20 protein-coding genes are annotated in these 21880 nt (G+C 57.1%); 8 read left to right on the top strand and 12 right to left on the bottom strand.

All coding sequences use genetic code 11. The features are described from left to right. Window positions 1-8 precede the first annotated feature (8 nt). A complete protein-coding gene (locus ACNHGR_RS05845) occupies window positions 9-221 on the bottom strand; it encodes a DUF2934 domain-containing protein (RefSeq protein WP_475284624.1) in 213 nt (70 codons plus the stop codon). Between the two features lie 157 nt (window positions 222-378). Between ACNHGR_RS05845 and amyA the strand changes: the two genes are divergently transcribed. Continuing rightward, the gene (gene amyA, locus ACNHGR_RS05840; protein WP_475284623.1) at window positions 379-1869 is read left to right on the top strand and encodes an alpha-amylase; all 1491 of its coding nucleotides are present in this window, start codon (window positions 379-381) and stop codon (window positions 1867-1869) included. A 339-nt stretch (window positions 1870-2208) separates the two neighbouring features. Continuing rightward, a protein-coding gene (locus tag ACNHGR_RS05835; RefSeq protein ID WP_475288337.1) for an IS5 family transposase occupies window positions 2209-2963 on the top strand; the annotation gives its coding sequence in 2 pieces (ribosomal slippage) (window positions 2209-2542 and window positions 2542-2963; 756 coding nt in all). A gap of 452 nt (window positions 2964-3415) precedes the next feature. Here ACNHGR_RS05835 and ACNHGR_RS05830 read toward each other — a convergent pair. The 6 genes from ACNHGR_RS05830 to ACNHGR_RS05805 all read right to left on the bottom strand — a co-directional run bounded on the left by ACNHGR_RS05830 (window position 3416) and on the right by ACNHGR_RS05805 (window position 8652). Beyond that, window positions 3416-4072 (bottom strand): sigma-70 family RNA polymerase sigma factor, encoded by a 657-nt coding sequence (locus ACNHGR_RS05830; protein ID WP_475288336.1) that lies wholly within the window; start codon window positions 4070-4072, stop codon window positions 3416-3418. Between the two features lie 639 nt (window positions 4073-4711). Beyond that, the gene (locus ACNHGR_RS05825; protein WP_475284621.1) at window positions 4712-5800 is read right to left on the bottom strand and encodes a catalase family protein; all 1089 of its coding nucleotides are present in this window, start codon (window positions 5798-5800) and stop codon (window positions 4712-4714) included. A 70-nt stretch (window positions 5801-5870) separates the two neighbouring features. Then, window positions 5871-6071: a hypothetical protein gene (locus ACNHGR_RS05820; protein WP_475284619.1), complete on the bottom strand. Its 201-nt coding sequence runs from the start codon at window positions 6069-6071 to the stop codon at window positions 5871-5873. Beyond that, window positions 6068-6856, bottom strand: a complete 789-nt coding sequence (locus ACNHGR_RS05815) for an SDR family NAD(P)-dependent oxidoreductase (RefSeq protein ID WP_475284617.1) — start codon at window positions 6854-6856, stop codon at window positions 6068-6070. Before ACNHGR_RS05815 ends, ACNHGR_RS05820 begins: the two co-directional genes overlap by 4 nt. Window positions 6857-6868: 12 nt before the next feature. Then, window positions 6869-8062 (bottom strand): zinc-dependent alcohol dehydrogenase, encoded by a 1194-nt coding sequence (locus tag ACNHGR_RS05810; RefSeq protein ID WP_475284615.1) that lies wholly within the window; start codon window positions 8060-8062, stop codon window positions 6869-6871. Then, window positions 8062-8652, bottom strand: a complete 591-nt coding sequence (locus ACNHGR_RS05805) for an SRPBCC family protein (RefSeq protein WP_475284613.1) — start codon at window positions 8650-8652, stop codon at window positions 8062-8064. The genes ACNHGR_RS05810 and ACNHGR_RS05805 overlap by 1 nt, the downstream gene beginning before the upstream one ends. 202 nt (window positions 8653-8854) lie before the next feature. Between ACNHGR_RS05805 and ACNHGR_RS05800 the strand changes: the two genes are divergently transcribed. Next, a complete protein-coding gene (locus tag ACNHGR_RS05800) occupies window positions 8855-11143 on the top strand; it encodes an FdhF/YdeP family oxidoreductase (protein WP_475284611.1) in 2289 nt (762 codons plus the stop codon). A gap of 592 nt (window positions 11144-11735) precedes the next feature. Then, window positions 11736-12907, top strand: a protein-coding gene (locus ACNHGR_RS05795) for an IS3 family transposase (RefSeq protein ID WP_475284352.1) whose coding sequence is annotated in 2 segments (ribosomal slippage) — window positions 11736-12000 and window positions 12000-12907 — 1173 coding nt in all. Because the reading frame shifts where the segments join, the coding sequence is not laid out codon by codon here. A gap of 724 nt (window positions 12908-13631) precedes the next feature. Here ACNHGR_RS05795 and ACNHGR_RS05790 read toward each other — a convergent pair. The 3 genes from ACNHGR_RS05790 to ACNHGR_RS05780 all read right to left on the bottom strand — a co-directional run bounded on the left by ACNHGR_RS05790 (window position 13632) and on the right by ACNHGR_RS05780 (window position 15500). Continuing rightward, window positions 13632-13814 carry a hypothetical protein gene (locus ACNHGR_RS05790; RefSeq protein ID WP_475284610.1) on the bottom strand — a complete coding sequence of 61 codons (183 nt, stop codon included), beginning with the start codon at window positions 13812-13814 and terminating at the stop codon, window positions 13632-13634. After that, window positions 13811-14254 carry a pyridoxamine 5'-phosphate oxidase family protein gene (locus ACNHGR_RS05785; protein WP_475284608.1) on the bottom strand — a complete coding sequence of 148 codons (444 nt, stop codon included), beginning with the start codon at window positions 14252-14254 and terminating at the stop codon, window positions 13811-13813. Before ACNHGR_RS05785 ends, ACNHGR_RS05790 begins: the two co-directional genes overlap by 4 nt. 352 nt (window positions 14255-14606) lie before the next feature. Continuing rightward, entirely contained in the window at window positions 14607-15500 is an 894-nt protein-coding gene (locus ACNHGR_RS05780; RefSeq protein WP_475284606.1) for an SDR family oxidoreductase, read from the bottom strand. A 161-nt stretch (window positions 15501-15661) separates the two neighbouring features. Here ACNHGR_RS05780 and ACNHGR_RS05775 point away from each other — a divergent pair, with 161 nt between their 5' ends. Beyond that, window positions 15662-17500, top strand: coding sequence for a glycoside hydrolase family 15 protein (locus ACNHGR_RS05775; RefSeq protein WP_475284604.1), 1839 nt, complete (start codon window positions 15662-15664; stop codon window positions 17498-17500). Window positions 17501-17818: 318 nt separating this feature from the next. On the opposite strand, the gene ACNHGR_RS05770 is transcribed toward ACNHGR_RS05775, so the two are convergent. Both ACNHGR_RS05770 and ACNHGR_RS05765 read right to left on the bottom strand, forming a co-directional pair. Beyond that, a complete protein-coding gene (locus ACNHGR_RS05770; protein ID WP_475284602.1) occupies window positions 17819-18682 on the bottom strand; it encodes an NAD(P)H-hydrate dehydratase in 864 nt (287 codons plus the stop codon). Window positions 18683-18711: 29 nt separating this feature from the next. Continuing rightward, the gene (locus tag ACNHGR_RS05765; protein ID WP_475288334.1) at window positions 18712-19470 is read right to left on the bottom strand and encodes a histidine phosphatase family protein; all 759 of its coding nucleotides are present in this window, start codon (window positions 19468-19470) and stop codon (window positions 18712-18714) included. A 151-nt stretch (window positions 19471-19621) separates the two neighbouring features. Here ACNHGR_RS05765 and ACNHGR_RS05760 point away from each other — a divergent pair, with 151 nt between their 5' ends. The 3 genes from ACNHGR_RS05760 (at window position 19622) to ACNHGR_RS05750 (ending at window position 21866) form a co-directional block, all read left to right on the top strand. Continuing rightward, complete coding sequence (locus tag ACNHGR_RS05760) at window positions 19622-19831, top strand: hypothetical protein (protein ID WP_475284601.1); 210 nt, start codon at window positions 19622-19624, stop codon at window positions 19829-19831. Window positions 19832-19980: 149 nt separating this feature from the next. Then, on the top strand, window positions 19981-21072 hold the full coding sequence (locus ACNHGR_RS05755) for a DUF3182 family protein (protein ID WP_475284599.1): 1092 nt from the start codon (window positions 19981-19983) through the stop codon (window positions 21070-21072). Then, window positions 21069-21866: an alpha/beta hydrolase family protein gene (locus tag ACNHGR_RS05750; protein WP_475284597.1), complete on the top strand. Its 798-nt coding sequence runs from the start codon at window positions 21069-21071 to the stop codon at window positions 21864-21866. The genes ACNHGR_RS05755 and ACNHGR_RS05750 overlap by 4 nt, the downstream gene beginning before the upstream one ends. The last annotated feature ends 14 nt before the right edge of the window (window positions 21867-21880 follow it).

The raw sequence follows: 21880 nt of genomic DNA, 5'->3' as shown, positions 1-21880 counted from the left end.
CAACCGGTTCAGACCTTGGATTTCGGCGGCCTTGCCTTGGTGAGTGCGTGTGCCGCTGCTCCGGTAGCGAGGGGAGGGGGAAGTTCGGCCAGCCTATCTACTTGCGTCACTTCCTCCGTGGCCTGACGCCAATGTTCCTCGGCGAGCCCATCGGGATGTCCCTGCGCTTCCCAGATGGCGTGTGCCCGCTCGCGAATGCGATCATCAAGGTTGTTCTGCAAGAAACCCTCCATGCGATGCCGCAATAGGCAGCGGAAGGTAAATGCTCAGCGTTCATAATAGATGCGACGCTTGATGCAGATCAGCGAGATTTTTTGGTGCACTGCAAATGACGCATTTGCTGCTCGTTAACTGGCGGCCTCTGACCAAGGATTTTCCATGGCTTCTCGCACGCTGCTCCAATTCTTTCACTGGTATTATCCTGCCGACGGTTCGCTCTGGAACGAGCTGGCGAGGGCTTCTGCTGAGCGTGCTACCATGGGCGTGACTGATGTCTGGCTCCCACCTGCATATAAAGGCGCTTCGGGTCAGCAGTCCGTAGGCTACGATAGCTACGATTTGTTCGATCTTGGCGAATTTGATCAAAAGGGTTCGATCGCAACCCGCTATGGGGACCGGTCCAAGCTCGAAAGCGCAACCCAAGCCCTGCGTGACGCCGGGATCGGCGTGATCCATGACGTCGTCTTCAACCACAAGATCGGCGCAGACGAGATTGAGCCCGTCCGCGTGCGCCGCACGAACCCTGATGATCGCACTCAGATCGAGGAAGATGCTTTTGAAGCTCATGCCTGGACACGCTTCACCTTTCCCGCCCGGCAAGGGCAATATTCGCAGTTCGTCTGGGACAGTCGATGCTTCACGGGTGTGGATCATGTCGAAGGACCGGACGAGGATGGGGTCTTCCGTCTCGTCAACGACTATGGAGACGGAGAATGGCATGACGAGGTCGATGGCGAGAATGGCAACTATGATTATCTTATGGGTGCCGACGTCGAATTTAGGAACAACGCTGTTTATGAGGAACTGAAATATTGGGGGCGGTGGCTTGCCGAGCAGGTGCCGTGCAATGGCTTCCGTCTTGATGCTGCCAAACATATCCCCGCCTGGTTCTTCCGCGACTGGGTTGGCCATATGCGTGAGAGCGTCGATCCCGAGCTTTTCGTGGTAGCTGAATATTGGCATCCCGACATGGCGGCGCTGGGCCAGTATCTCGAGCAGGTTGATCGGCAATTGATGTTGTTCGACGTTGCATTACATCATCGCTTTTACGAAGCCTCGCGCGCCGGCGGCGAATTCGACCTTCGGACCCTGTTCGACGGTACGCTCGTCGAAGCCATGCCAGATCATGCGGTGATGATCGTGGGCAATCATGACACTCAGCCGCTGCAAGCGCTAGAGGCGCCGGTCGAGGACTGGTTCAAGCCCCACGCCTATGCGCTGATCCTTATGCGGGAGCGAGGTACGCCCTGCCTCTTCCATCCCGACCTCTACGGCGCGCGCTACTGTGACAAAGGTGGTGACGGAGAGATGCATGACATAGTGATTGCCCCCGTCGACTGCCTGCCGCGTCTCGTTGAAGCCCGCAATCGCTTCGCCCACGGCGTGCAGACAGACGTTTTCGACGATCCGCACTGCCTCATGGTCGTGCGACATGGTACGGACGCGCAGCCCGGCGCCGTCCTCATTCTCGCCAACCGTGACGGCATGGAAAAGACCGTGGATCTGGGCAGCAGTCATGCCGACGCGGCGTTTGTAGATTTTCGTGGGCATTGCGGCGAGGAGCGCATCGCTGACGCGGCGGGTAAGCTAACTGTGCGGATGACACCTGGCTCGGTAAGCCTTTGGGTGCGCAGGGACGCACTTGGCTGATCAGCAAAATGGGTTGAACTCGGCATTCCCCATGCATCGGGTGGCGGTCGAAAGATCCAGCCGGCTTCAGCCTTCTGTTTGAGGATAGCGCGGCGCTCCTCGGTCGTGCGATCGCGGGCATCGGTATGTGGGCCAGCCATTATTTCGCCGAGCCGCGCATTTACGGAGTGGCATCGATCGCTGGCCGGATCTTAGCCGGGGTGGCTGCGCTGTCGGCATGAGAGGGAAAAGGCCTCCTGATCGGTTGAAGCGTAGACCCTAGGTGGTGTGGACTCTAAGGATTTCCATTTACGGTGAAGTCTGATTCAAGGCTGTCTTTTGGAGGCGGCTTTGGGTGTGATGGATCGATTGGTGCTGAGCGATGCGTCGTGGGAGCGGATGGCGCCGCTGATCATCGGGCGTCCTGATCAGAAAGGTTCGACGGGCCGGGACAACCGGATGTTCGTTGAGGCTGTGCTCTGGATCGTGCGGACGGGCGCCCCCTGGCGCGACCTTCCAGAAGTGTTTGGGGACTGGAATAGCGTTTTCCGGCGTTTCAGCCGATGGAGCGCGAAGGGCGTATGGTGGCGGATATTCGAGGCGATGTCCGATGATCCGGACTTCGAATATCTGATCGTCGATTCTACCGTGGTTCGTGCCCATCAACATGCGGCGGGGGCCAAAAAAGGGGGGCTGAAGATCAAGCCATTGGCCGTTCGCGCGGTGGCCTGAGCACCAAGATCCACCTTGCTGTTCGCGGGCTGGGCTGCCCGGTCCGGTTCGCTCTCACCGCCGGTCATCGCGGCGATGTGCCGCAAGCCGCACCGCTGATCGATGGACTGCCAGCCAAGGTCATCATGGCCGATACAGCCTACGATGCCGATCACTTCCGGCAGGCCATCGCTGCAAAGGGTGCTGTCGCTGTCATCCCCAGCAACCCGTCGCGCGCCCGCAAACATCCGCTCGACAAAGATCTCTACGCCCAGCGCCATCTCGTTGAATGCTGCTTCAGCAAACTCAAGCAGTTCCGGCGTGTCGCCACACGCTTCGAAAAAACCGCTCGAAACTACCTTGCCGTCGTAACACTCGCCGCTACCGTCCTATGGCTCAGATAAGTGTCCACACCACCTAGAGCCTCGCGTCCAAGAGCCCGCATATATTGGGCAAGGCGTTCGACATCAAACCTCGCGAACCTTCATAAGTGGCGCTTTCGCTGCTAGCTGGCGAGGTCGGCTATTATCCCGAGAGCAATTTCGTTTATGTCGACACCGGTCGGTTCGGCACGGGTAGCGATCGCATCAACCTGATCAGGCGAGACCATGAAACTTGTCGCGGTCACGCTGATCGTCCTGATAGTGGTTGATAGCGCTATATCATTGGCTGGCTTGAAACCGCCAATTGCGCGACTGTCATAGCCCATCTGCCAAGCAGGCCTTCATTTAATGCCCTTTATCGGATCGATGGACCTTGGGCATGGCAGGGTGTTCTGCTGGCGATCGGCAGGATACCAGCTTATCAAGCGCTTAGAAGGGCGCGGTGAAGCAAGCTGGACGTTGCTTCGAATTGATCAGGCGGCTGTCGTCAAGGCTGAGTATCTGTCTGACTTGATCACTTCGGTTTGGCGTGACTGAATTTCTTCAATATAAGCAAAAATTGATATGACGGCATCGGTTTTGCAGTCGACCTCGCTTCGCTGTCCATCAAGGTTGCCGCTATTCAGGATCGCTTCCAGAGCGATACGTGCTCGAGCGACCCGGCTTTTGATAGTTCCAACAGCTACCCCAGCGATCTCGGCGGCCTCCTCATAAGAAATGCCGCCAGCACCCACCAAAATTAGGGCTTCGCGCTGCGGGACGGGCAACTGAGTGAGTGCCCGCATGGTATCACGAAGTTCGACAGAACTGTCCTGCCCGGCTGGGGCTGCCAACACGCGTTCGGCGACCAGATCATCCCAATCACCCACAAAACGCTTGCGGCGCGTATCACTGAGGAAATGGTTACGCAGGATGACAAAGGTCCAGGCGCGGAAATTCGTACCAGCGATATAACGGTCGCGCGCGCGCCAGGCCTTCAGCATCGTTTCCTGAACAAGATCATCTGCGGCGTCTGCATTTCCGCAAAGGCTGCGGCCGAAGGCGCGCAGCTGAGGAATGACACGGGCAAGTTCTGACTTGAATTCCTTGTCCGAAAGCCTCGGTGTTTCCATTGCAGCACCGTCAGACATATTCATACCTTTGGCCTTCGATCGAGAATTTCGATAACGTTCTGGCGAGGTGCCGGTTCCTCGTTACCCTCGCAAAACAAATCTGCAGATGTGATGGCATCGGACGAGGTCTGACGATCGAAAATAACGCCGGAAGGCAAAGTAGCAGTTGAGATCTTAGCCCGCTTTCACCCAAAATGACATTTGCTGCTGCGGGCTGGCAGGCTATCTATCCGCGCCCGCTTGCCCGATCGCACATTGAAATCTGTTTCTGACCACCGAGCTCGATCAGTTTATACAGGCTCAGCTTTGAAGCGGGAAAAATGGCAATGCGACCAACGCTGTTTGCACGGCCGTAGAGCTGCTGCAGAATATAAATAGTGTTTCATGGGGCAGCTTACGTTGGCTGAACGGGCAGGGGGCTGGCTTCGACGTTTTGCGCTAGTTCGATTGGGCTTTGACTGAACCCGGCATCACAGTGCGTTGGTCTGTCAACTCTTGGAGACCGCCATGATCTCTTCAATTCGACCATGTCGAAGGTTATTACCCGGATGCGGACCAAATCACGACTTGCTATGGCGGTTTTGTCGCGATTGCTGAATATGATTTTGGTAGCATTTTTCACCACTTCCCGACATTGCTTCCCTAATGCCAATATAGTTAGATTTCGACATTTTCGAGGCTTGCTGGCTCATGTAGCGGGCAGCCGTTGAACCGGCTCCGATAGTTTGCAGAGTGACGATAGCTGTCCTGTCGCACCCGATTGACCCCGCCCAATGGCCTGTGCGCGGCAAGGCCATGCCAAGGACTGAACGACAGACGATCTTCCGCTTCTTCGCTTGATCCATAGTTCCATCCTGGTTGTGGTGGAACGGTTAATATCGCGACGGTCCGGAAAGGACTTTCCGCCTCGCTCCAGACGATCGAAGCATCTTCGATCGGCATCCTTTCGAGATCAGTGCAGAGTTGAACTTGCAACTCCCATTTCGCGCCGGCCTGGAGCAGACTTGCAGTCAAATCTTCTCGGATTGCATCCGGACGGCCGGTCGCACGAATGTCCTCGTCACTCAAAGCTATGTTATCGCCGATCGGAGCGAGCGAGAATTTCGCGATATAGTCTCCGAAGCGAAAGGGGGTCTGGCTAAAGTAGGTGGCGCCCAAAGGATGGACTGGCCTTGCACCACCAAGCGTAGTCAGCATGGCTGACTGCGTGCCGACGGCTTCCAACGTCGCCTCAAATCCGCGCAGCATTGCGGAGAGTAGCTTCTTTCCTGCTTCGGCCTTATCAGTCGTGGTCGCCAGCAGTTTGAGATTGCCTAGAAATTTCTTGGGATTTGGGGCAGCAAATGCTGGCGAATTTACCATGATGAAGTCTTGGGTTGTCTTGTCCTCGCTGCCTGTTAAACGGTCGCCACTCACGTTCAGGATCTTAAGTGCGATGCCGCGAGGAAGGCGGACAGAATCGTCGAGAATATCGCCCGCATTTGTCGAAAAGCGCACAATAGCTTCATAGTCACCCGCATTGCCGAACAGCCCCTGAGCGAGTTCTTTGGGCAGATCCGGCGCTATTGCCAGCCGCCCCTTCACCAATCCATGGCCTTTGGCATGGACGGCTCTGACGGCATGGCCGTAATCACGCGAAGTAATGTCCAGGATCTTGTGAAATTGCTTTTCAAGCCCTGCCAGGGTTTCTGCCTCGTCGGGCTCTATCCGTTCCACATCGGGGGAGTATCGGACGGGCGTGATCATTTGATATTTCTCCAAGCGCTATGGAAGGCGTCACTAAGTCGCCGGGGCTGCGGGGGCCTCGGCACGCCAATCAAGGACGTGACGATTCTCTGTCGGCCTGAGGATAGTCATCGGGTTTTACCGTGCCGACATTGGGCCGGTCGTCGACGTCCTCCTGTTTCTGAGCGCCGCCGGTCCGGGGGTCTGCCTTTTCGCGCCCTGGCAATGGGTCGCCAAGCGGTCCGCGCGGCGTTTCGGAGTCTTCCCGAGGATCGGGTTTTTTTTCGGTCATTGCTCTCCTCCTGATCCAGGTTCTGCCATCTTGCGATGCTGTTCCGCCAGAATATTGGCTGGGGTCACATGGGCTGCGGCAGCCTGGAGCTTGTTCTTCCAGCCCGATATGACATGCGCCTTTCCGGCCATCAGTGCGTCCCAGCCGTCCTGAGCGACCTTGGCCGGATCGTCCTTTTGCTGGGTGCCGACGCTGGTGTCCTGCATTTCGGCACGATCAAAGAATTCGGTTTCCGTTGGGCCGGGCATCAGGTTAGTGACGGTGACGCCTTTGGCATCCTTGATCTCGTTGCGGATCGCATCGGCGAAGCTGTCGATGAATGCCTTGCTGCCGTTATAGACAGCCTGGAAACTGCCGGGGATAAAGCCGGCAATCGATCCGGTGATGAGGACTTTGCCTGCATTCCGATCGACCATGGATTTGAGCAGAGTGTGCAACAAATAGAGTGTGCCGGTGATGTTTGTGTCGATCACCCGGCGCCAGTCGGCGACCTGCTGGTCGAGAAAACCATGGCCCAGCCCTCTGCCTGCATTGGCGCAAAGGAGGTCGACTGACCGGCCATGGGTGGCGGCCAGCAGCCTGTCTACGCCTTCCAGCGTCGACAGATCGGCCACCACCGTCTGGACTTCCACGCCGTGGCGGCGGAAGTCGGTGGCCGCGGCATCGATCAGCGGCTCGTCCGCTGCGACCAGCAGGTCATAGCCATTTTGCGCAGCGAGATGCGCGAGTTCAAAGCCTATGCCAGTGGATGCGCCGGTGACGATCGCGAATTTGGGTGATGCCATGGCTCGTTTTCCTTAGATTGTTGGTTGCAGGTCCAGGCCGGGCTTCAACACGATCTTGGTCACTTCATTCTGCTTGTCATGGAACATCTTGTAGCCTTCCGCGGCCTGTTCCAGTGGCATGCGGTGGCTGATGAGGAAGGTCGTATCGATCTTGTCTTCCATGATCGCATCGAGCAGCGCGGGCATATAATGTTGAACGTGGGTCTGGCCGGTTTTGAGCGTCAGCCCTTTCTCCATGAAGGCACCCAGCGGGAACTTGTCGACGAAACCGCCATAAACCGCGGGCATCGATACGCGTCCGCCCTTGCGGCACGCCAGGATCGCCTGCCGGATGCTGTGCGTCCGGTCAGTGCCGGTAAAGGTCGACACCTTGATCTGGTCCCAGACATTGTCCGCGAAGAAGCCATGCGCCTCCAGCCCGACGGCGTCGATGCAGGCGTCGGGGCCGATGCCGCCGGTCATCTCCATCAGCGCTTCATAGGTGTTGCTCTCTTCATAATTGATCGTTTCCGCGCCGAACCTGCGGGCCAGATCCAGCCGGTTGGGGAAATGATCGATTGCGATGACGCGCTCGGCCCCCATCAAGAAGGCGGACTGAACGCAGAAGAGGCCGACCGGGCCGCAGCCCCAGACAGCCACAGTGTCGCCAGGTTCAATCCCGGCATTCTCTGCAGCCTGCCATCCGGTCGGCAAGATGTCGGATAGAAACAATACCTTGTCGTCATCGACGCCATCGGGAACGACGATCGGGCCGACGTCGGAGAAGGGAACGCGGACATATTCGGCCTGACCGCCCGCATAGCCGCCGGTCATGTGGCTATAGCCAAAGAGGCCGGACATGGGCTGGCCATAGGCGGCCTGCGCGATATCCTGATTATCGGCGGGAAGGCCATTGTCGCAGGCGGAATATTGATGCTTGCTGCAATGGAAACAGCTGCCGCAAGCGATGGTGAAGGGAACGACAACACGCTGCCCCCTTTGCAGGGTCGATTTAGGGCCCGTTTCCACAACCTCGCCCATGAACTCATGGCCCAATATGTCGCCGGCCTGCATCGTGGGGATATAGCCATCGTAAAGATGGAGGTCGGAACCGCAAATGGCGGTCGAGGTGATCTTTATGATCGCATCACGGGGATTGAGGATTTCCGGATCATCCACCGTGTCGACGCGGACATCATGCTTCCCATGCCAGGTAAGGGCGCGCATCAGTTCATCTCCTCGGCCAGTTGTGTGGCGGTGCGGGCGCTGGTGGCGACCTCGCCGGTTTCCATCAATTGCTTGAAGCGACGCAGATCGCGGCGTGCCTGAATGGCGGGCTCGCGCTGGAACAGCTTCGCCACCAATTTGCCGATGATGCCGCCCGGTGGATCATAGAGAATGGTAGCCGTTATCCACGAGCCGCGTCCGCCGGGCGCGTCGCGAAAGTCGATGCGGCCACTATTAGCGACATCCGCACCGTCTTCCGACGCCCAGGCGATGACCTCCCCCGGTCGATCCTCCGTGATTGCGGCAATCCATTCAACACTTTTACCCGCTGGCGCCTTGACGACCCAGCGATAGCGACCGTCACCTACCGCTTCGACCCGCTCAACATTCTCCATGAAGCTGGGCAGATTTTCGAGCTCACGCCAAAAGTCATAGAGCACCTGACGCGGACGGTTAATAGTGACCGTCTTGGCCAAAAGGGTGTCGCCTTTCGCCTCGACCAGCGACACGGTGGCCTCTTCAATCTTGTCGGCGCGCTTGGATGTGCTTAGCGGCGCGTCATCGCGTGCCGGCGTCAGGCTATCGCCCATAGCGTTTCTCCTTACAGGGATAGGCGGGCAACCCGCGCCTGCCTGCATCTGTTCCGGTCGTTCAGCACGTAAATGCGCAAAGCTGATTTACATCAGTCATTTTCTTGACCCGACAGCATCTGGCCCTGAACATTCGCGATCATGATACGTTTGCCGCGCTACCACCCCTGTAGATCGAGCGGACCCAAGGCAAAGGATGATCATGACCAAGCAGCGCGCCGACCATCCGGAGATTATGCCGTTTGAGGGACCAGCTGGCGGCTGGGGCTCGGTTCGGTCTCTGGCCGACATCCTGCCGCGCGAGCGAGTTAGGCCCCCAGTGCTGCGCGAACTGGCACGGCAAAATAAGACAGACGGTTTCATGTGCGTGAGCTGTGCCTGGCCAAAGCCAGCTGACCATCATCCCGCGGAGTTTTGCGAGGAAGGCGCCAAGGCGACCGCCTGGGAGCTGACGACGCATCGTACCACGCCTGCCTTCTTTGCCGACCATAGTTTAACTGAGCTGCGCGGGTGGAGCGATTACGACCTGGAACAGCATGGGCGCCTGACCCATCCTCTACGCTACGATGTAGCGACCGACAAATATATCGCCTGCGGATGGAAAGAGGCGTTTGACGCGATTGGTATTAGGCTACGGCAACTGGATCCGAAATCTGTGGCATTCTACTCATCTGGGCGCACCAGTCTCGAAGCCTCCTACATGTATGGACTGATGGCGCGAATGTACGGCAACCAGAACCTTCCCGACAGTTCGAACATGTGCCATGAATCGACGTCCGTTGGTCTCAAGGCAGCGATCGGCGTGCCGGTGGGCACGACCCAGCTCAAGGACTTCGAGGACTGCGACGCGATCTTCTTTTTCGGTCAGAATGTGGGCTCGAACGCGCCGCGCATGCTTCATGATCTACGGGCAGCGCGTAAGCGCGGGGTCCAGATCATCACCTTCAATCCCTTGAAGGAGAGGGGACTTGAGCGCTTCACCGATCCCCAAAACCCAATTGAAATGGCGACAGGCGGCGAGACTTCCATCTCGACCCAATATCATCAGGTGAGAGCGGGCGGGGATATAGCGGCGATTGCGGGGATCGCGAAATTTATCATAGCCTGGGACGATGCGGCTCATGCGGCGGGCGATCCCCTTGTGCTCGATCATGATTTCATCATCCAGCATTGCGAGGATTTCCAGCTTTTTGCTGACGCTGTCCGAGCGATGGATTGGGCCGAGATCGAGGAAGAAAGCGGACTGTCGCGAGGCGCTCTCGAGCAGGCCGCGCGCGTCTATTCCAAGGCAAAGGCGGTGCTAGCGGTATATGGCATGGGGCTCACCCAGCATGTAAAGGGCGTAGAAAATGTCCGGATGGTGGTGAATCTGCTCCTTCTGCGCGGCAACATCGGCAAGCCCGGTGCCGGCCCGACACCAGTGCGGGGACACTCCAACGTTCAAGGACAGCGGACCGTAGGAATCACCGAGAAGACAGAGCTCGCGCCGGTCGAGAAACTCAAGGAGTTGTACGGTTTCGATCCTCCAACGGAAAACGGTCTCGACACCGTAGGCACCTGCCGCGGCGTCATTGATGGTTCGGTCAAGGCGGTGGTGGCACTAGGCGGTAATTTCCTGCGCGCGGTTCCTGAAACGGAGGCGATGGAAGCGGCATGGCCGCGGCTCGACCTTTCCGTCCAAGTCGCCACCAAGCTCAACCGTAGTCACCTGTTCGCTGGAGCCGACACATTTCTGCTCCCATGTCTCGGGCGCATTGAGCAGGATGTTCAGGCCAGCGGGCCGCAGGCGGTTTCGACCGAAGATTCGACGAGCTGCATCCACGGATCACGGGGTAAGGCAACGCCTGCTAGCCAGCATCTTCTGTCCGAACCTTGCATCGTCGCGGAAATCGCCAAACGCATAACGCCGCCCAACCCGCATCTCGACTGGGATAGTTGGGTAGCAGATTATAGCCGCATCCGGGCCGCGATCGAGGCCACCTATCCTGAAATCTTCCAGGATTATGAGGCGCGCCTCTTCACGCCGGGCGGCTTTTGGAAAGGGAATAAGGCATCAGAACGCATCTGGATGACGCCCAGCAAAAAAGCCCATTTTCAAGTGCCAACGGGTCTTTGCGCGACTGGTTTTTCCGATCTACCCCACCGCTTTCGTCTGATGACACTCCGCTCAAACGATCAGTTTAATACCACCATATATGGATACCATGATCGTTTCAGGGGCGTAAAAGGCACCCGCGACGTGCTTTTCATCAACCCTGCTGACATGGAAAGTGAAGGCCTGGTCGCTGGCCAGATCGTGGCGCTTGCAAGTGACGCGAATGATGGTCGCGAGCGCCGGCGGGATGGACTTATAGTGACGCCCTATGAGATCCCGTCTGGATGCCTCGGGGCCTATTACCCTGAGGCAAATGTGCTCATGCCGCTGGAACATCATGCACAGGAGAGCCACGTCCCGGCGGCTAAGTCCGTGCCGGTCCGAATCTGCGTCTGACATCGTGAGGCGCTACTCGTAACAGCGTGGACACAACTCAGGGACAGGCAAACGACTTAAGAACGCCACATCGGTCACAATATGAGCCCCGAAGACCAAACCTATCTATTAACCAAAGCTGCACTGAGAGGTGAGGGTGTGACCCTAGCTTTGAACTCACGTTGAGCTAGATCAGTAACGGCTAGGAAATGATGATGGAAGCCACATTCAATTCTCTCGCCGGCGCGCGACTTAATCTAATCCGGATTAAATGGCAGGCTTTTTCAGCGAAGACGGCGTAGAACACTTTACTGGCGAATAACGCTCAAAGCGGGCGGAGGTCGACGCTCCAGGCCATCTGACGCTAGTGGATATCAGGCGAATATATATCCAGGCTCAGTCGGTTGTAAGCGCCTTTTCTGCACTTCTTGCTTTACCAGATGTTCGATCGCGACGTTTCGCGTTTGTCTGCAGTTCGACCCTGGTCCTTCTCCAGGCGCAGGGGCTTACATCGCGGCGAAGTGAAATTTTTCGAAGACAACGCCGAGGCTGATCTGCCCCCTGCTGAGTGGCCCAGAGACTATGATAGTCTGGACCACGAAAGGGACGACAGATGCCATTCAAGAAGCACAAGCCGGAAGAGATCATCGGCAAGCTGCGTGAAGTTGAGATTGTGCTGGCGCAGGGGACTTCGACCGCCGAAGCATGCCGTCGGATCGGGGTCAGCGAGCAGACTTATTATCGCTGGCGCAAGGAATATGGCGGGCTGAAGACCGACCAAGCGCGGCGGATGAAGGATCTGGAGAAAGAGAACCAGCGTCTTCGCCGGGCGATTTCGGACCTGACGCTGGACAAGCTGATCCTGCAGGAGGCTGCCAAGGGAAACTTCTGAGCCCTGCGCGGCGGCGGCGCTGCATCGATCATTTACGACGAGAGCTTCCGGTGTCCGAGCGACGGATATGCCGGGTGCTGGGTCAGCATCGATCGACACAGCGCAAGGTGCCGCGCGGGGCGGATGACGAACAGGCACTGACAGAGGATATCGTCGCTTTGGCGAAGCAATATGGTCGTTATGGCTATCGCCGGGTGACGGCATTACTGTGTCATGCAGGATGGACGGTGAACCATAAACGGGTTGAGCGGATCTGGCGGCGTGAGGGGCTGAAGGTTCCGCCGCGCCAGTCAAAGCGGGGACGCTTGTGGCTCAATGACGGTTCATGCATCCGGCTACGACCCGAATATCCGGGACATGTCTGGGCCTACGATTTCGTCGAGGGGCGGACGCATGATGGCCGCAAGTTCCGCATCCTCACGATCATCGACGAGGCCAGCAGGGAATGCCTGGCGCTCATCGTTGCACGGCAGCTCAAGCATGAGGATGTTCTGGCTGCCTTGGCCGACCTGTTCGTCTCGCGCGGTCCGCCTGCACATATACGGTCCGATAATGGCAGCGAATTTATTGCGACCGCCGTCCAGAAATGGCTGGGCCAGATCGGCGTGAAGACACTCTACATCACGCCGGGATCACCATGGGAGAATGGCTATAACGAAAGCTTCAACGGGTCGCTTCGCGACGAACTGCTCAACGGCGAGATTTTCTACAGCCTCGCGGAGGCCAAGGTGCTGATCGAGGCATGGCGGCGGCATTACAACACCGTTCGCCCGCACAGCAGCCTTGGATACCGACCACCGGCACCAGAAACGGCAACACCGCCATATCCGGCCTCCGGTTCCGCTTCGCTCCACCTCCGTCCGGATATGGCGGCGATGGGATTAATCCACTAACAAACCAATCGGTCCACTCGGTGGGGGCAGGTCAAGGCAGACGCGTGGCTCACACGATAGCGGTGACAGAGCCTCAGCTTTTGTCGTCTTGGCTTCTTGGCGGGGACTTGATGCCCGGCGACCTGTAGGTTCCAGGCGCTGTGTGCGCAGCACTGGACGCCTTTGATCGCGGCGGGCTTTGAAGAGCAGCTTCCTTCACATTTTTCTCAAACATCTTTTTTAGGATCCATCCCACGGCAAATGTTACCGTTGCTGTCACAGCCGCGCGACCGGCCGTCTCTGCGAGCGACATCTTCATAGCCGCTTGCGAAGAGCTATCACTCGGTTTCACGACGCCCGCTTTTTCCAAGAGCCTGCGTTGGGGTGTTTTCATGCCTGGATCCTGCAAGTGGTTGTTCAGATGCGAACGCCCAGTGACCGCCATTGTTTCAGCGGAAAAAAAGGAATCCGGGCGCGCGATAATCGGGGCAGAGCGCTACCTCAACCGTTGAGCCCGCCGCCTGCATGGCTCGCAGTGATGGATTGTCAAAAAGGCGGCCTATTCAACTGAGAGCTGCCTGCGGATGTCGATCTGAAATTCGTCTTCATGCCGGCGCTGGCATATCAACGACCATCCCTCAGACCCAAACCCGCTTTGTCTAGAAGCTGCAGGTTGCTTACGTAAACGAGAGGGCTCGGCTACACCGACCCTGGGAAAAGCCGAGCCCCATTTCGTCAGGGGCTGTTAGTCGTAAGAGGGGCCGGTGTGCTCTGTAGCGACGTTGTTTCCCGTCATTTGCTCATCCTTCAATTCCTCACTGTGCCAAATATTCCGCGCCAAGAATATGATGATGATCACAGCGATGACAATGGTGGCAACGGCCAGACCTGCCTTGGCCATTCGACGAGGGGAAGGATGCTCATTCATGCCCGTGTGCCGAGCGCCAGCTCGCCCTCGTCCTCGCCATCCCAATAGTGGGCGCGCTTGCCCGATACCCTGATTAGCAAAAGGCCGGCTGTGTCGATGCCTTCGGGCCACCAGCGCTCCAGACCTTTGGTCCAGTGCGCTTCGAATGCTGTCTTGTCTTTTATGAGGGAGGCAGTCCCCTCAACGGCGAGAAAGAAAGGCTGTTGGCCAAAGAGCCCGGATGATCCTTGATAGCTAAGGTTTACATCGGGATTGGCTTGGATGTCATTCACCATGAGCGCACTATCATCGGTGAAGAACCAGGCGTCGCCATCATAATCCACCTCGCGATTATTGCTCATCGGGCGCGCCCCGATTTGTCCGCCTACGGTGTGAGTAGCGAGCATTGCGAAGTCGATTTCCTTCATCTTGCGCGATAAGTCTTTGATCGTCATCGTCATCGATCTACTCCTTCAGCGGTTTTCTCGGTAACGCATGGCTTGACGTTCGGAGCCTGACGCTCAATCATTTTTTTCTGCAAGCGCGCAAATCTTGCTGTCGTTTATCGTCTGAGCCAGGCAGGCTGATGTAAGGCGACGCCACTGTATTTCAAAGAATAAGCAGGATGTCCGTTCCGAGCATGTCGGCGCCTTCGCGCCGCATAAATTAGTTAAGCTTTTTGGGGGCAGATGGCCGGTCGCCTGGGCATTGCGCGATCGGGGGTGTGGGCGCGCCGTCAGGCGCGCCCACACCCCCGATCGCTTAGAAGGGAAGGCGGTGTGAAAAGCTTAAAATCAGCGATTGCGCCCAGTTTCAGGCAATGCCGGCGCCGCCGGTTACACCATAGACCTCTCCTGTGATATAACTCCCTTCCTGAGAGGCCAGAAGAACATAGACAGGCGCGATTTCCACGGGTTGTCCGGGCCGTCCGAACTGGCTCTGCTCACCGAATTTCTTGACCTTTTCCTGCGGCTGTCCGCCACTTGGCTGCAACACAGTCCAGAATGGGCCGGGCGCCACGACGTTCGCCCTGATACCATTTTCAATAAGCTGCTTTGCAAGAGCCTTGGTATAGGCAACGATACCCGCCTTCGTCGTCGCATAGTCCAGCAGTATGTCGGATGGATCATATGCCTGAACAGAGGCTGTCGTGATGACCGCGCCACCTGCGGGGATATGGGGTACTGCTGCCTGCGCGATCCAATGCAACGCGTAAAGGTTGGTTTTTAGCGTTTTATCAAAATCCTCTGAGCTGACCGCTCCGACATTGTCATGATATTGTTGTCGTCCCGCATTGATCACCAGAATGTCGAGACCGCCCAGACCGGAAACAGTTTTTTCCACAAGGGTGCGACACCATTCTTCACTCGTGATATCCCCTGGAAGGGCAATTGCCGTACGGCCCTCTGCTTCAATGAGGGCGATAACTTCCCGAGCGTCATTTTCTTCATCCGGAAGATAGGAGATGGCGACATCTGCACCCTCGCGCGCATAGGCTATCGCAGCGGCGCGGCCAATGCCGGAATCTCCGCCGGTGATGAGCGCTTTGCGGCCCTTCAGCTTACCAGCGCCGATGTAGCTTTCTTCGCCGTGATCAGGTTTGGGGTTCATGCTGGCTGCGATACCTGGTGCAGGCTGGGGTTGCTCGGGGAAGGGCGGCTGCGGATATTGATGCCGCGGATCCTGCATGCTGAGCCGGTCTGCCATATATGCTCCTATAATGTGAGTGAAAGCGCCATTTCGCTGAGCGCAAGACGCTGAAATTACGAAAGGAGGCAGCTCTTGTTCCGCGCTGATAGGCACAATCAGCGAAGATTTATCTGCAAATTTACATGGATCAGTGCACTTGTGCGGGCGTTACCGCCGACATGAGCTATAGCCGTAAGGAGAATAAGAGCATCGTTTCCACCGCAACATCTCCCGGCCAAATCAGTCGCAGCACGGAGGGGTTTCTCCAACTGGAATATTATGGAGCTCTAGGTGATGGGCGTTCGGTTGCCCTGACTGGCGCGGATGGATCGATCGACTGGTGGTGTGTACCAAATCTTGATTCGCCTCCGCTTTTTGATCGCCTCCTTGACCCGGTTGAGGGCGGCTACTTCTCGATATCCCCCAAAGAGCCATTTAGTGTGGAACGAAACTATCGTCAGGGGAGCAATGTGCTCGAGACCCTGTTCGTTACGCCAACTGGCTCGGCGAGGCTTGTGGAATCACTCAACAGCGGCACAGCGGGTCGCCTGCCCTGGTGCGAACTCGCGCGTCGCATCGAGGGCATCGATGGCTTTGTCGAATTCGATATCCAGCTTTGCCTGAGCGCTCTCGCAGGACACGCATCGCCTTATGTACAGAAAATCGGTGAACATGACGTCTTCCATGTCGGCCATGTTCTGGGCCTCTTTCTCCACAGCGCCGGGATTGTCATTCAGGATCAGGACGATAGGCAGATGAGGGCAACCTTGCGCATCGAGGCTGGAAACCAAGAGTTAGTCGCCATAGTGGCGGGCGAAGATGAGCCGCTGGTTGCGCCCTCCATCGATGAAATCAGTGAGCGGCTCGACATCTCGGATCGGGAATGGCGGAGCTGGACCGAAAGGATCAAGAGAAGGGGAGCTTTCAATGAAGCGATTTTGCGCCATGGCCTGGCGCTCAAACTTCTCCTTTATTCGCCGAGCGGCGCTATTGCCGCAGCCGCCACGACGTCATTGCCTGAACGGATGGGGGGCGGAAAAAACTGGGATTATCGTTTCGCCTGGTTGCGGGATGCGGGATATACGATCAACGCTTTTCTGAGCATTGGGGCCCAGGCCGAGGCGAAAGCGGCGTTCACATGGTTGCTCAAACAGATAGACCAGGTTGGTCCACGGGTATGCTACGCGCTATCGGGAGGCGAGGTGAACGGCGTCAGCGAGGTCGACGTTCCAGGCTATAGGGCATCACGACCTGTCGTGGTCGGAAATCGCGCCTATAATCAGCATCAACATGGCATTTTTGGCGACATTTTCGAGACCGCAGCGCGCTTCGTGCGTGCGGGCAACATTCTCGATACGCGCAGCGCCCAGACATTGTCCCGGCTTGGGGATCAGTGTGCTGATCTTTGGAGGCAGAAGGACTCCGGCATATGGGAACTTCCCGAACTGCAACATTATACCATGTCAAAGATTAGCTGCTGGCAAGCTCTAAACCGCGCTGTCGAACTGGCGGACCAAGGTCAGTTGCCCACTACGTGTCGAGATCGTTGGTCACGAGAGCGGGACCGCATCGAGGAATGGATCGACCAGAATTGCTGGTCTGACGATGTGGGAGCTTATGTTTTCTACCCGGGCACGACCAAGCTCGATGCATCGTTGGCTCTTGCCGTGCGATTTGGTTTCGACGGCAAGGATCGCTTGAGAAAGACGATGGATGCGATCGATCGCAAGCTAGGAGCTGGAAGCTTCCATTACCGGTTTACCGGCGCGGAAAAGGAAGAAGGGTGTTTTCTGGCCTGCAGTTTCTGGGTGGTGGAAGCCCGGGCGTTGCTGGGGGATGTCGAACAGGCGCAAGCGGTTCTCGCCAAGCTTCAGGATGATTTGTCTCATGGAACAGGCATTTATCCCGAAATGATCGACCCAAAGGACCGACATTTTCTCGGAAACTTACCACAAGGCCTGTCTCATCTTGCTGCTCTTCAGGCGATGATAACAATCGAACAGATGATATCAAGGTGAAACGCTATCGTGAAATCTTGAAATTGTATCAGTGCACGTATTCCATGGTAGGATCTGGGTGAGGACATCGTCTTGCAAGACCGTATTGCTTGAGGCAAGCTGACATGTGCTATTGCACCGTCCCGCAGCCAAGGACGTGATGATCCCCAGGATGAAATCCCCAAGCCCATCCGGGATGATTGTTTCGCTGAAACCGGGATTTCGTGTGGCGACGACAGGTCGGATCCAGCAGCGTTGATGATATTGGGTCAGGCGTGGGTACTATCAGGTGGAATGCGGGTAAGTAGAGAACATCTAGACATGCAGCCAATGTTAGGGCTAGCAGTGCTTCCTGACCTTACTGTCCATGATTGACGGAATAAGTGGCAACAGTTCCCGTGCAAGAAAGCCGACTTGGCCGGTCTTCTCTGTAAGTTGATTGCCCGCCTGCCCGTGAAGCCAAGCGCCCCACGCAGCAGCTTCCAGTGGAGGCGCACCTCGTGCCGCAAGGCCTCCTATGATGCCGGCGAGGACATCGCCCGATCCGCCAGTTCCGAGCCCTGCGCAATCGCCATGATAGACGAGACAGTCGCCTTGCGGCGACGCAATATAGGTGACCTCGCCCTTGAGCAGGATTACCGCGTTCCATCGTGATGCCACTTCAAGGGCTATTGCCGAGGGGGCGGCCTTTATGTCTGCAATAGGCCGCCCGGTGAGCGCGGCCATTTCCCCATGATGGGGCGTACAGATTATGTCTCCTTTTGCCCGCAATCGGCAAGGATCAAAGCCACGCAGCGCAACGAGCGCGGCAGCGTCGAGAATAAGGGTGCCTGTAAACGACATTTTACTAAGGACGTCGGTCACAAATTGGCATGGGCCGGTCGCAGTGCCCATGCCTGGTCCCAAAACTACGGTGTCACAGTCAGTGATGTGGCTCAACAATATGTCGGCGGCCTCAGGCGCGATGTCTCCGTCTGCGTCGCTTGGAAGCGCAATCATAGCGGCCTCCGGGACGAGCACCCCTAGCGATAATGCTGCAGATCGCACAGTTGCCATTTGAAGCTTTCCAGCGCCCGCGCGGAGCGCCGCTTCGCCGGTCAGGCGAATCGCCCCGGGGACGAACTCTGAACCACCCACGATAAGCACCCGGCCTCTGCTGTTTTTGTCGGATCCTTGCTCGATGGCAGGCAACGGGTGGCTCACCAGCCAACCCCTGTCGAGTGGAAGCCAGCTCATCCACGGGCGCCCACAATTGCGTCAGGAGCGCGAGTGACAGACTTGCCCTCAAGTTTAATCGGTGCAGTGACATTATATCGGTTAAGGAACAGGCTCCCCTCGTTGCCTCTGTCCGCATCGAACAGATATTCTGTGATCGCGCAATTGGCTACGTCGCCCTTCCGGTCGATCTCCAATATGTCGCCCTCGGTCATGCCCTCGATGATGTAACGCAGACATAGCACGACCACTTGATGCGAGAAGATCATCACATGTTGATCCGCATGATGAAGCGCGATCGTATCCATGACTGAGCGCAGTCGCAAAATGACGTCGCACCAGCTTTCTCCTCCTGGCGGGCGATGGTAGAATTTGCCAAGCAGTCTGCGCAACTCCGCTTGTTGCGGCTCGGCAGTGGCTATCCCCACGGACGTCAGCCCGTCGAGGATACCAAATTCCTTTTCTCGCAGCCTTTCGTCGAAGCAAATCGGCACGTCGGCGCGGCAACCTCCGGCTTCGCGGAAAAGATCGGCCGTCTGGCAAGCGCGCCTATAAGGTGATGCCAGAAGAACATCAGGCCGATCACGCGGGGCCTCATTGGCATACCATCGGCCCAGCGCAGCAGCTTGATCGCGGCCGAGATCGCTCAAGGGCACGTCAGCGTCACGTTCAGTCAACTCTATGCGACCGATATTGGCTTGCATCGCCGCATCCCGCGCAACGTTCCCGGCGCTTTGACCATGCCGGACGATCGTCAGTTTCCTGGGCCAATGCATCTGGTTCACCGCCTTTCTCCTTTGCAGAGAAATGACTGGCTAAGATAAATGATCCGTCCATCCAATGCGGGGATTTTGCTTTGAGATCGGATATTTCGCTCCAGCGTCGAGTTAATCAAAATGAGAGGAGCCAAAGGGCCGGAGCATTCATATGCGTAATGATATCGAAGCGTTGACGCTGCTGGCAGAGGAAATATCTCTCCTTCGCGACCTTGCCGCGCAGAAAAAGAGCGACCCCACCTGGATTCTGGTTCGGGCCTGCGCAGATCATATACACGAGATCATGGAGCATTTTGCAGGAGATGACGGTCGTTTGCGCGGGGAAATGCCCTGGTGGCGCAAATTTCAGGAAAAGTCGTGACTAGCTGGACTTGAGGTCTATGTTCGTTACGGCCCATTTCCGTAAATAGGGGATATAAATTCGGGAAGGAGGGTTATGGAAAGACTGTCCTGTGGCAGCCCTTCCAAGACCTGTGAGGTGCAATGGCTAGCTCGCATCAGACCCGCCTTGTGAAAATCTATTCCGCTCCTGACAGCAGCTTAAACAACGAGCATGACAGGGCGTCTCGTCGGGAACTTGCAAGCAGGATCGCCCGGCTTGGCCATGCTGCTCTTGTCGAGGATGGCGCGTCAGTGGACATGGGCCGGGCAGGCCCATTGGAGAGCACGCTGTTCATTCCGACAGCGACAATCGACCTCCGCACTGCCGAACAATTGGGTATCGAAACTGAGGACCAGATTTACGGTGGCATCGTGCCATTTTCCTTCGTAGGAAGCAAAGTTATCACGCATCCGGTATTCAAGAACGACGACATTGTTCCTGTCGGATGGCACCGCGATCTTGGCCGGGTCCTGGCGCCCCATGTCCTTTCAGGCTGGTCGGCTTTCAGTCTGGAAGCGGCGCGGGTGGCCGGCCTTGCCATGCTTGAACATTCGGCGATCCGCCTCAAAGAAGTTGAGGCAACCGCGGGGCTGGGGCAATTCGTCGTCCGGTCGGTTCTAGAACTTGACGAAGCACTGGCACGGCTGAATGAAGACGCCGTTCGAAACAACGGGGTGGTGATCGAGGAGAATCTCGATGACGTCGTCACCTATAGTGTTGGTACAACTCGCCTGTTTGGAGAGGCAATTTCCTATTGGGGCACGCAACGTCTCACAAAGAACAATCAGGCGACCACCGTTTATGGAGGCTCCACGCTTCATGTTGTCAGGGGAGGCTTCGAGCGACTTGCGACCCTTAGCCTGGCTGATGAACTGCACCAAGGAATCGAAAAAGCTGTCGCTTACGATGCGATCGTCGCCCAATTCTATCCGGATTTAATGGCATCTCGCCGCAATTACGATGTCGCCGCCGGCATCACGTCCTACGGGGAGCGGCGCATTGGGGTTCTTGAGCAGAGTTGGCGGGCCGGTGGTGCAAGCGGCGCAGAGATCGCCGCGCTGGAGGCCTTCGCGCGCGATCCTGGCCGATCGGCTATTACATGCGCGACGGTGGAGGTTTACGGCAAGGTCGATGCCGCACCAGAGGGTAGCATCGTCTATTTTAGCGGTATCGATCCTGTTGCAGGACCGATGACAAAATATGTAACGGAGCTGGAATGACAGGCAGTGACCTATCCTTTGATGTCGAGGGCGAGAGCTTGGAGGCAACGTTATTGGCGCCAGACAAACTGGTTCCGGGCATTCTCTTTATTCATGGTTGGGGCGGTTCGCGCGAGCAGGACATGGTGAGAGCCGAGGAAATCGCTCAGCTTGGTTGCATCTGCTTTACTTTCGATTTGCGGGGCCACGCCAAGCATGCCGAAGAGCGCAATATCGTGACCAGGTCGCATGGCCTTTCAGACGTGACAGCCGCCTATGATTACCTTGTCAAGCAAGATCAGGTCGATCCGTCTGCGATCGCTGTCGTGGGCACCAGCTATGGTGGCTACCTTGCCGCGTTGCTGACAGCAGCGCGCCCAGTGAACTGGTTGGCGCTACGGGTGCCTGCCCTTTACCCGGACGAACATTGGGATGTGCCCAAGGCGAAACTCGACCGTGACATCATAGACGCCTATCGGGCCCGGTTTCGCACAGGCCGGGAGGACAAGGCTCTGGCTGCCTGTGAGCGTTTCGCGGGCGATGTGCTGATTGTTGAATCAGAGCATGACGAGTATGTGCCGCATGCCACAATCAGTTCTTACATGTCCGCGTTTCAAAACAGCAATTCACTGAGCTACCGGATTCTTAAAGGCGCAGATCATTCGCTGCGAGATGAGAGCGGTAGGCGTGCGTATAATCAGTTGTTGCTCACGTGGATCGAGGAAATGGTCAGGGGTGGCCGCCGTCCGCCGGCAGTAGAAGCAAAAGGGGATCCCATCATGCCATCGCAGGCGATGAAGTTGGCCCAAAGCTAGGTCGATGGGAGCGC

The sequence above is a fragment of the Sphingobium sp. RS1 genome (assembly GCF_056156825.1).
This window is presented reverse-complemented; position numbering and strand designations above follow the sequence as displayed.

What these genes read in the sequence shown, in the direction of transcription:
- ACNHGR_RS05750 (WP_475284597.1), top strand. Translation starts at nt 21,069, where the DNA reads ATGACAGGCAGTGACCTATCCTTTGATGTCGAGGGCGAGAGCTTGGAG.
- ACNHGR_RS05760 (WP_475284601.1), top strand. Translation starts at nt 19,622, where the DNA reads ATGCGTAATGATATCGAAGCGTTGACGCTGCTGGCAGAGGAAATATCT.
- ACNHGR_RS05815 (WP_475284617.1), bottom strand. Translation starts at nt 6,856, where the DNA reads ATGGCATCACCCAAATTCGCGATCGTCACCGGCGCATCCACTGGCATA.
- ACNHGR_RS05825 (WP_475284621.1), bottom strand. Translation starts at nt 5,800, where the DNA reads ATGATCACGCCCGTCCGATACTCCCCCGATGTGGAACGGATAGAGCCC.
- amyA (WP_475284623.1), top strand. Translation starts at nt 379, where the DNA reads ATGGCTTCTCGCACGCTGCTCCAATTCTTTCACTGGTATTATCCTGCC.
- ACNHGR_RS05810 (WP_475284615.1), bottom strand. Translation starts at nt 8,062, where the DNA reads ATGCGCGCCCTTACCTGGCATGGGAAGCATGATGTCCGCGTCGACACG.
- ACNHGR_RS05790 (WP_475284610.1), bottom strand. Translation starts at nt 13,814, where the DNA reads ATGAATGAGCATCCTTCCCCTCGTCGAATGGCCAAGGCAGGTCTGGCC.
- ACNHGR_RS05785 (WP_475284608.1), bottom strand. Translation starts at nt 14,254, where the DNA reads ATGACGATGACGATCAAAGACTTATCGCGCAAGATGAAGGAAATCGAC.
- ACNHGR_RS05805 (WP_475284613.1), bottom strand. Translation starts at nt 8,652, where the DNA reads ATGGGCGATAGCCTGACGCCGGCACGCGATGACGCGCCGCTAAGCACA.
- ACNHGR_RS05780 (WP_475284606.1), bottom strand. Translation starts at nt 15,500, where the DNA reads ATGGCAGACCGGCTCAGCATGCAGGATCCGCGGCATCAATATCCGCAG.
- ACNHGR_RS05765 (WP_475288334.1), bottom strand. Translation starts at nt 19,470, where the DNA reads ATGCATTGGCCCAGGAAACTGACGATCGTCCGGCATGGTCAAAGCGCC.
- ACNHGR_RS05800 (WP_475284611.1), top strand. Translation starts at nt 8,855, where the DNA reads ATGACCAAGCAGCGCGCCGACCATCCGGAGATTATGCCGTTTGAGGGA.
- ACNHGR_RS05830 (WP_475288336.1), bottom strand. Translation starts at nt 4,072, where the DNA reads ATGTCTGACGGTGCTGCAATGGAAACACCGAGGCTTTCGGACAAGGAA.
- ACNHGR_RS05820 (WP_475284619.1), bottom strand. Translation starts at nt 6,071, where the DNA reads ATGACCGAAAAAAAACCCGATCCTCGGGAAGACTCCGAAACGCCGCGC.
- ACNHGR_RS05775 (WP_475284604.1), top strand. Translation starts at nt 15,662, where the DNA reads ATGAGCTATAGCCGTAAGGAGAATAAGAGCATCGTTTCCACCGCAACA.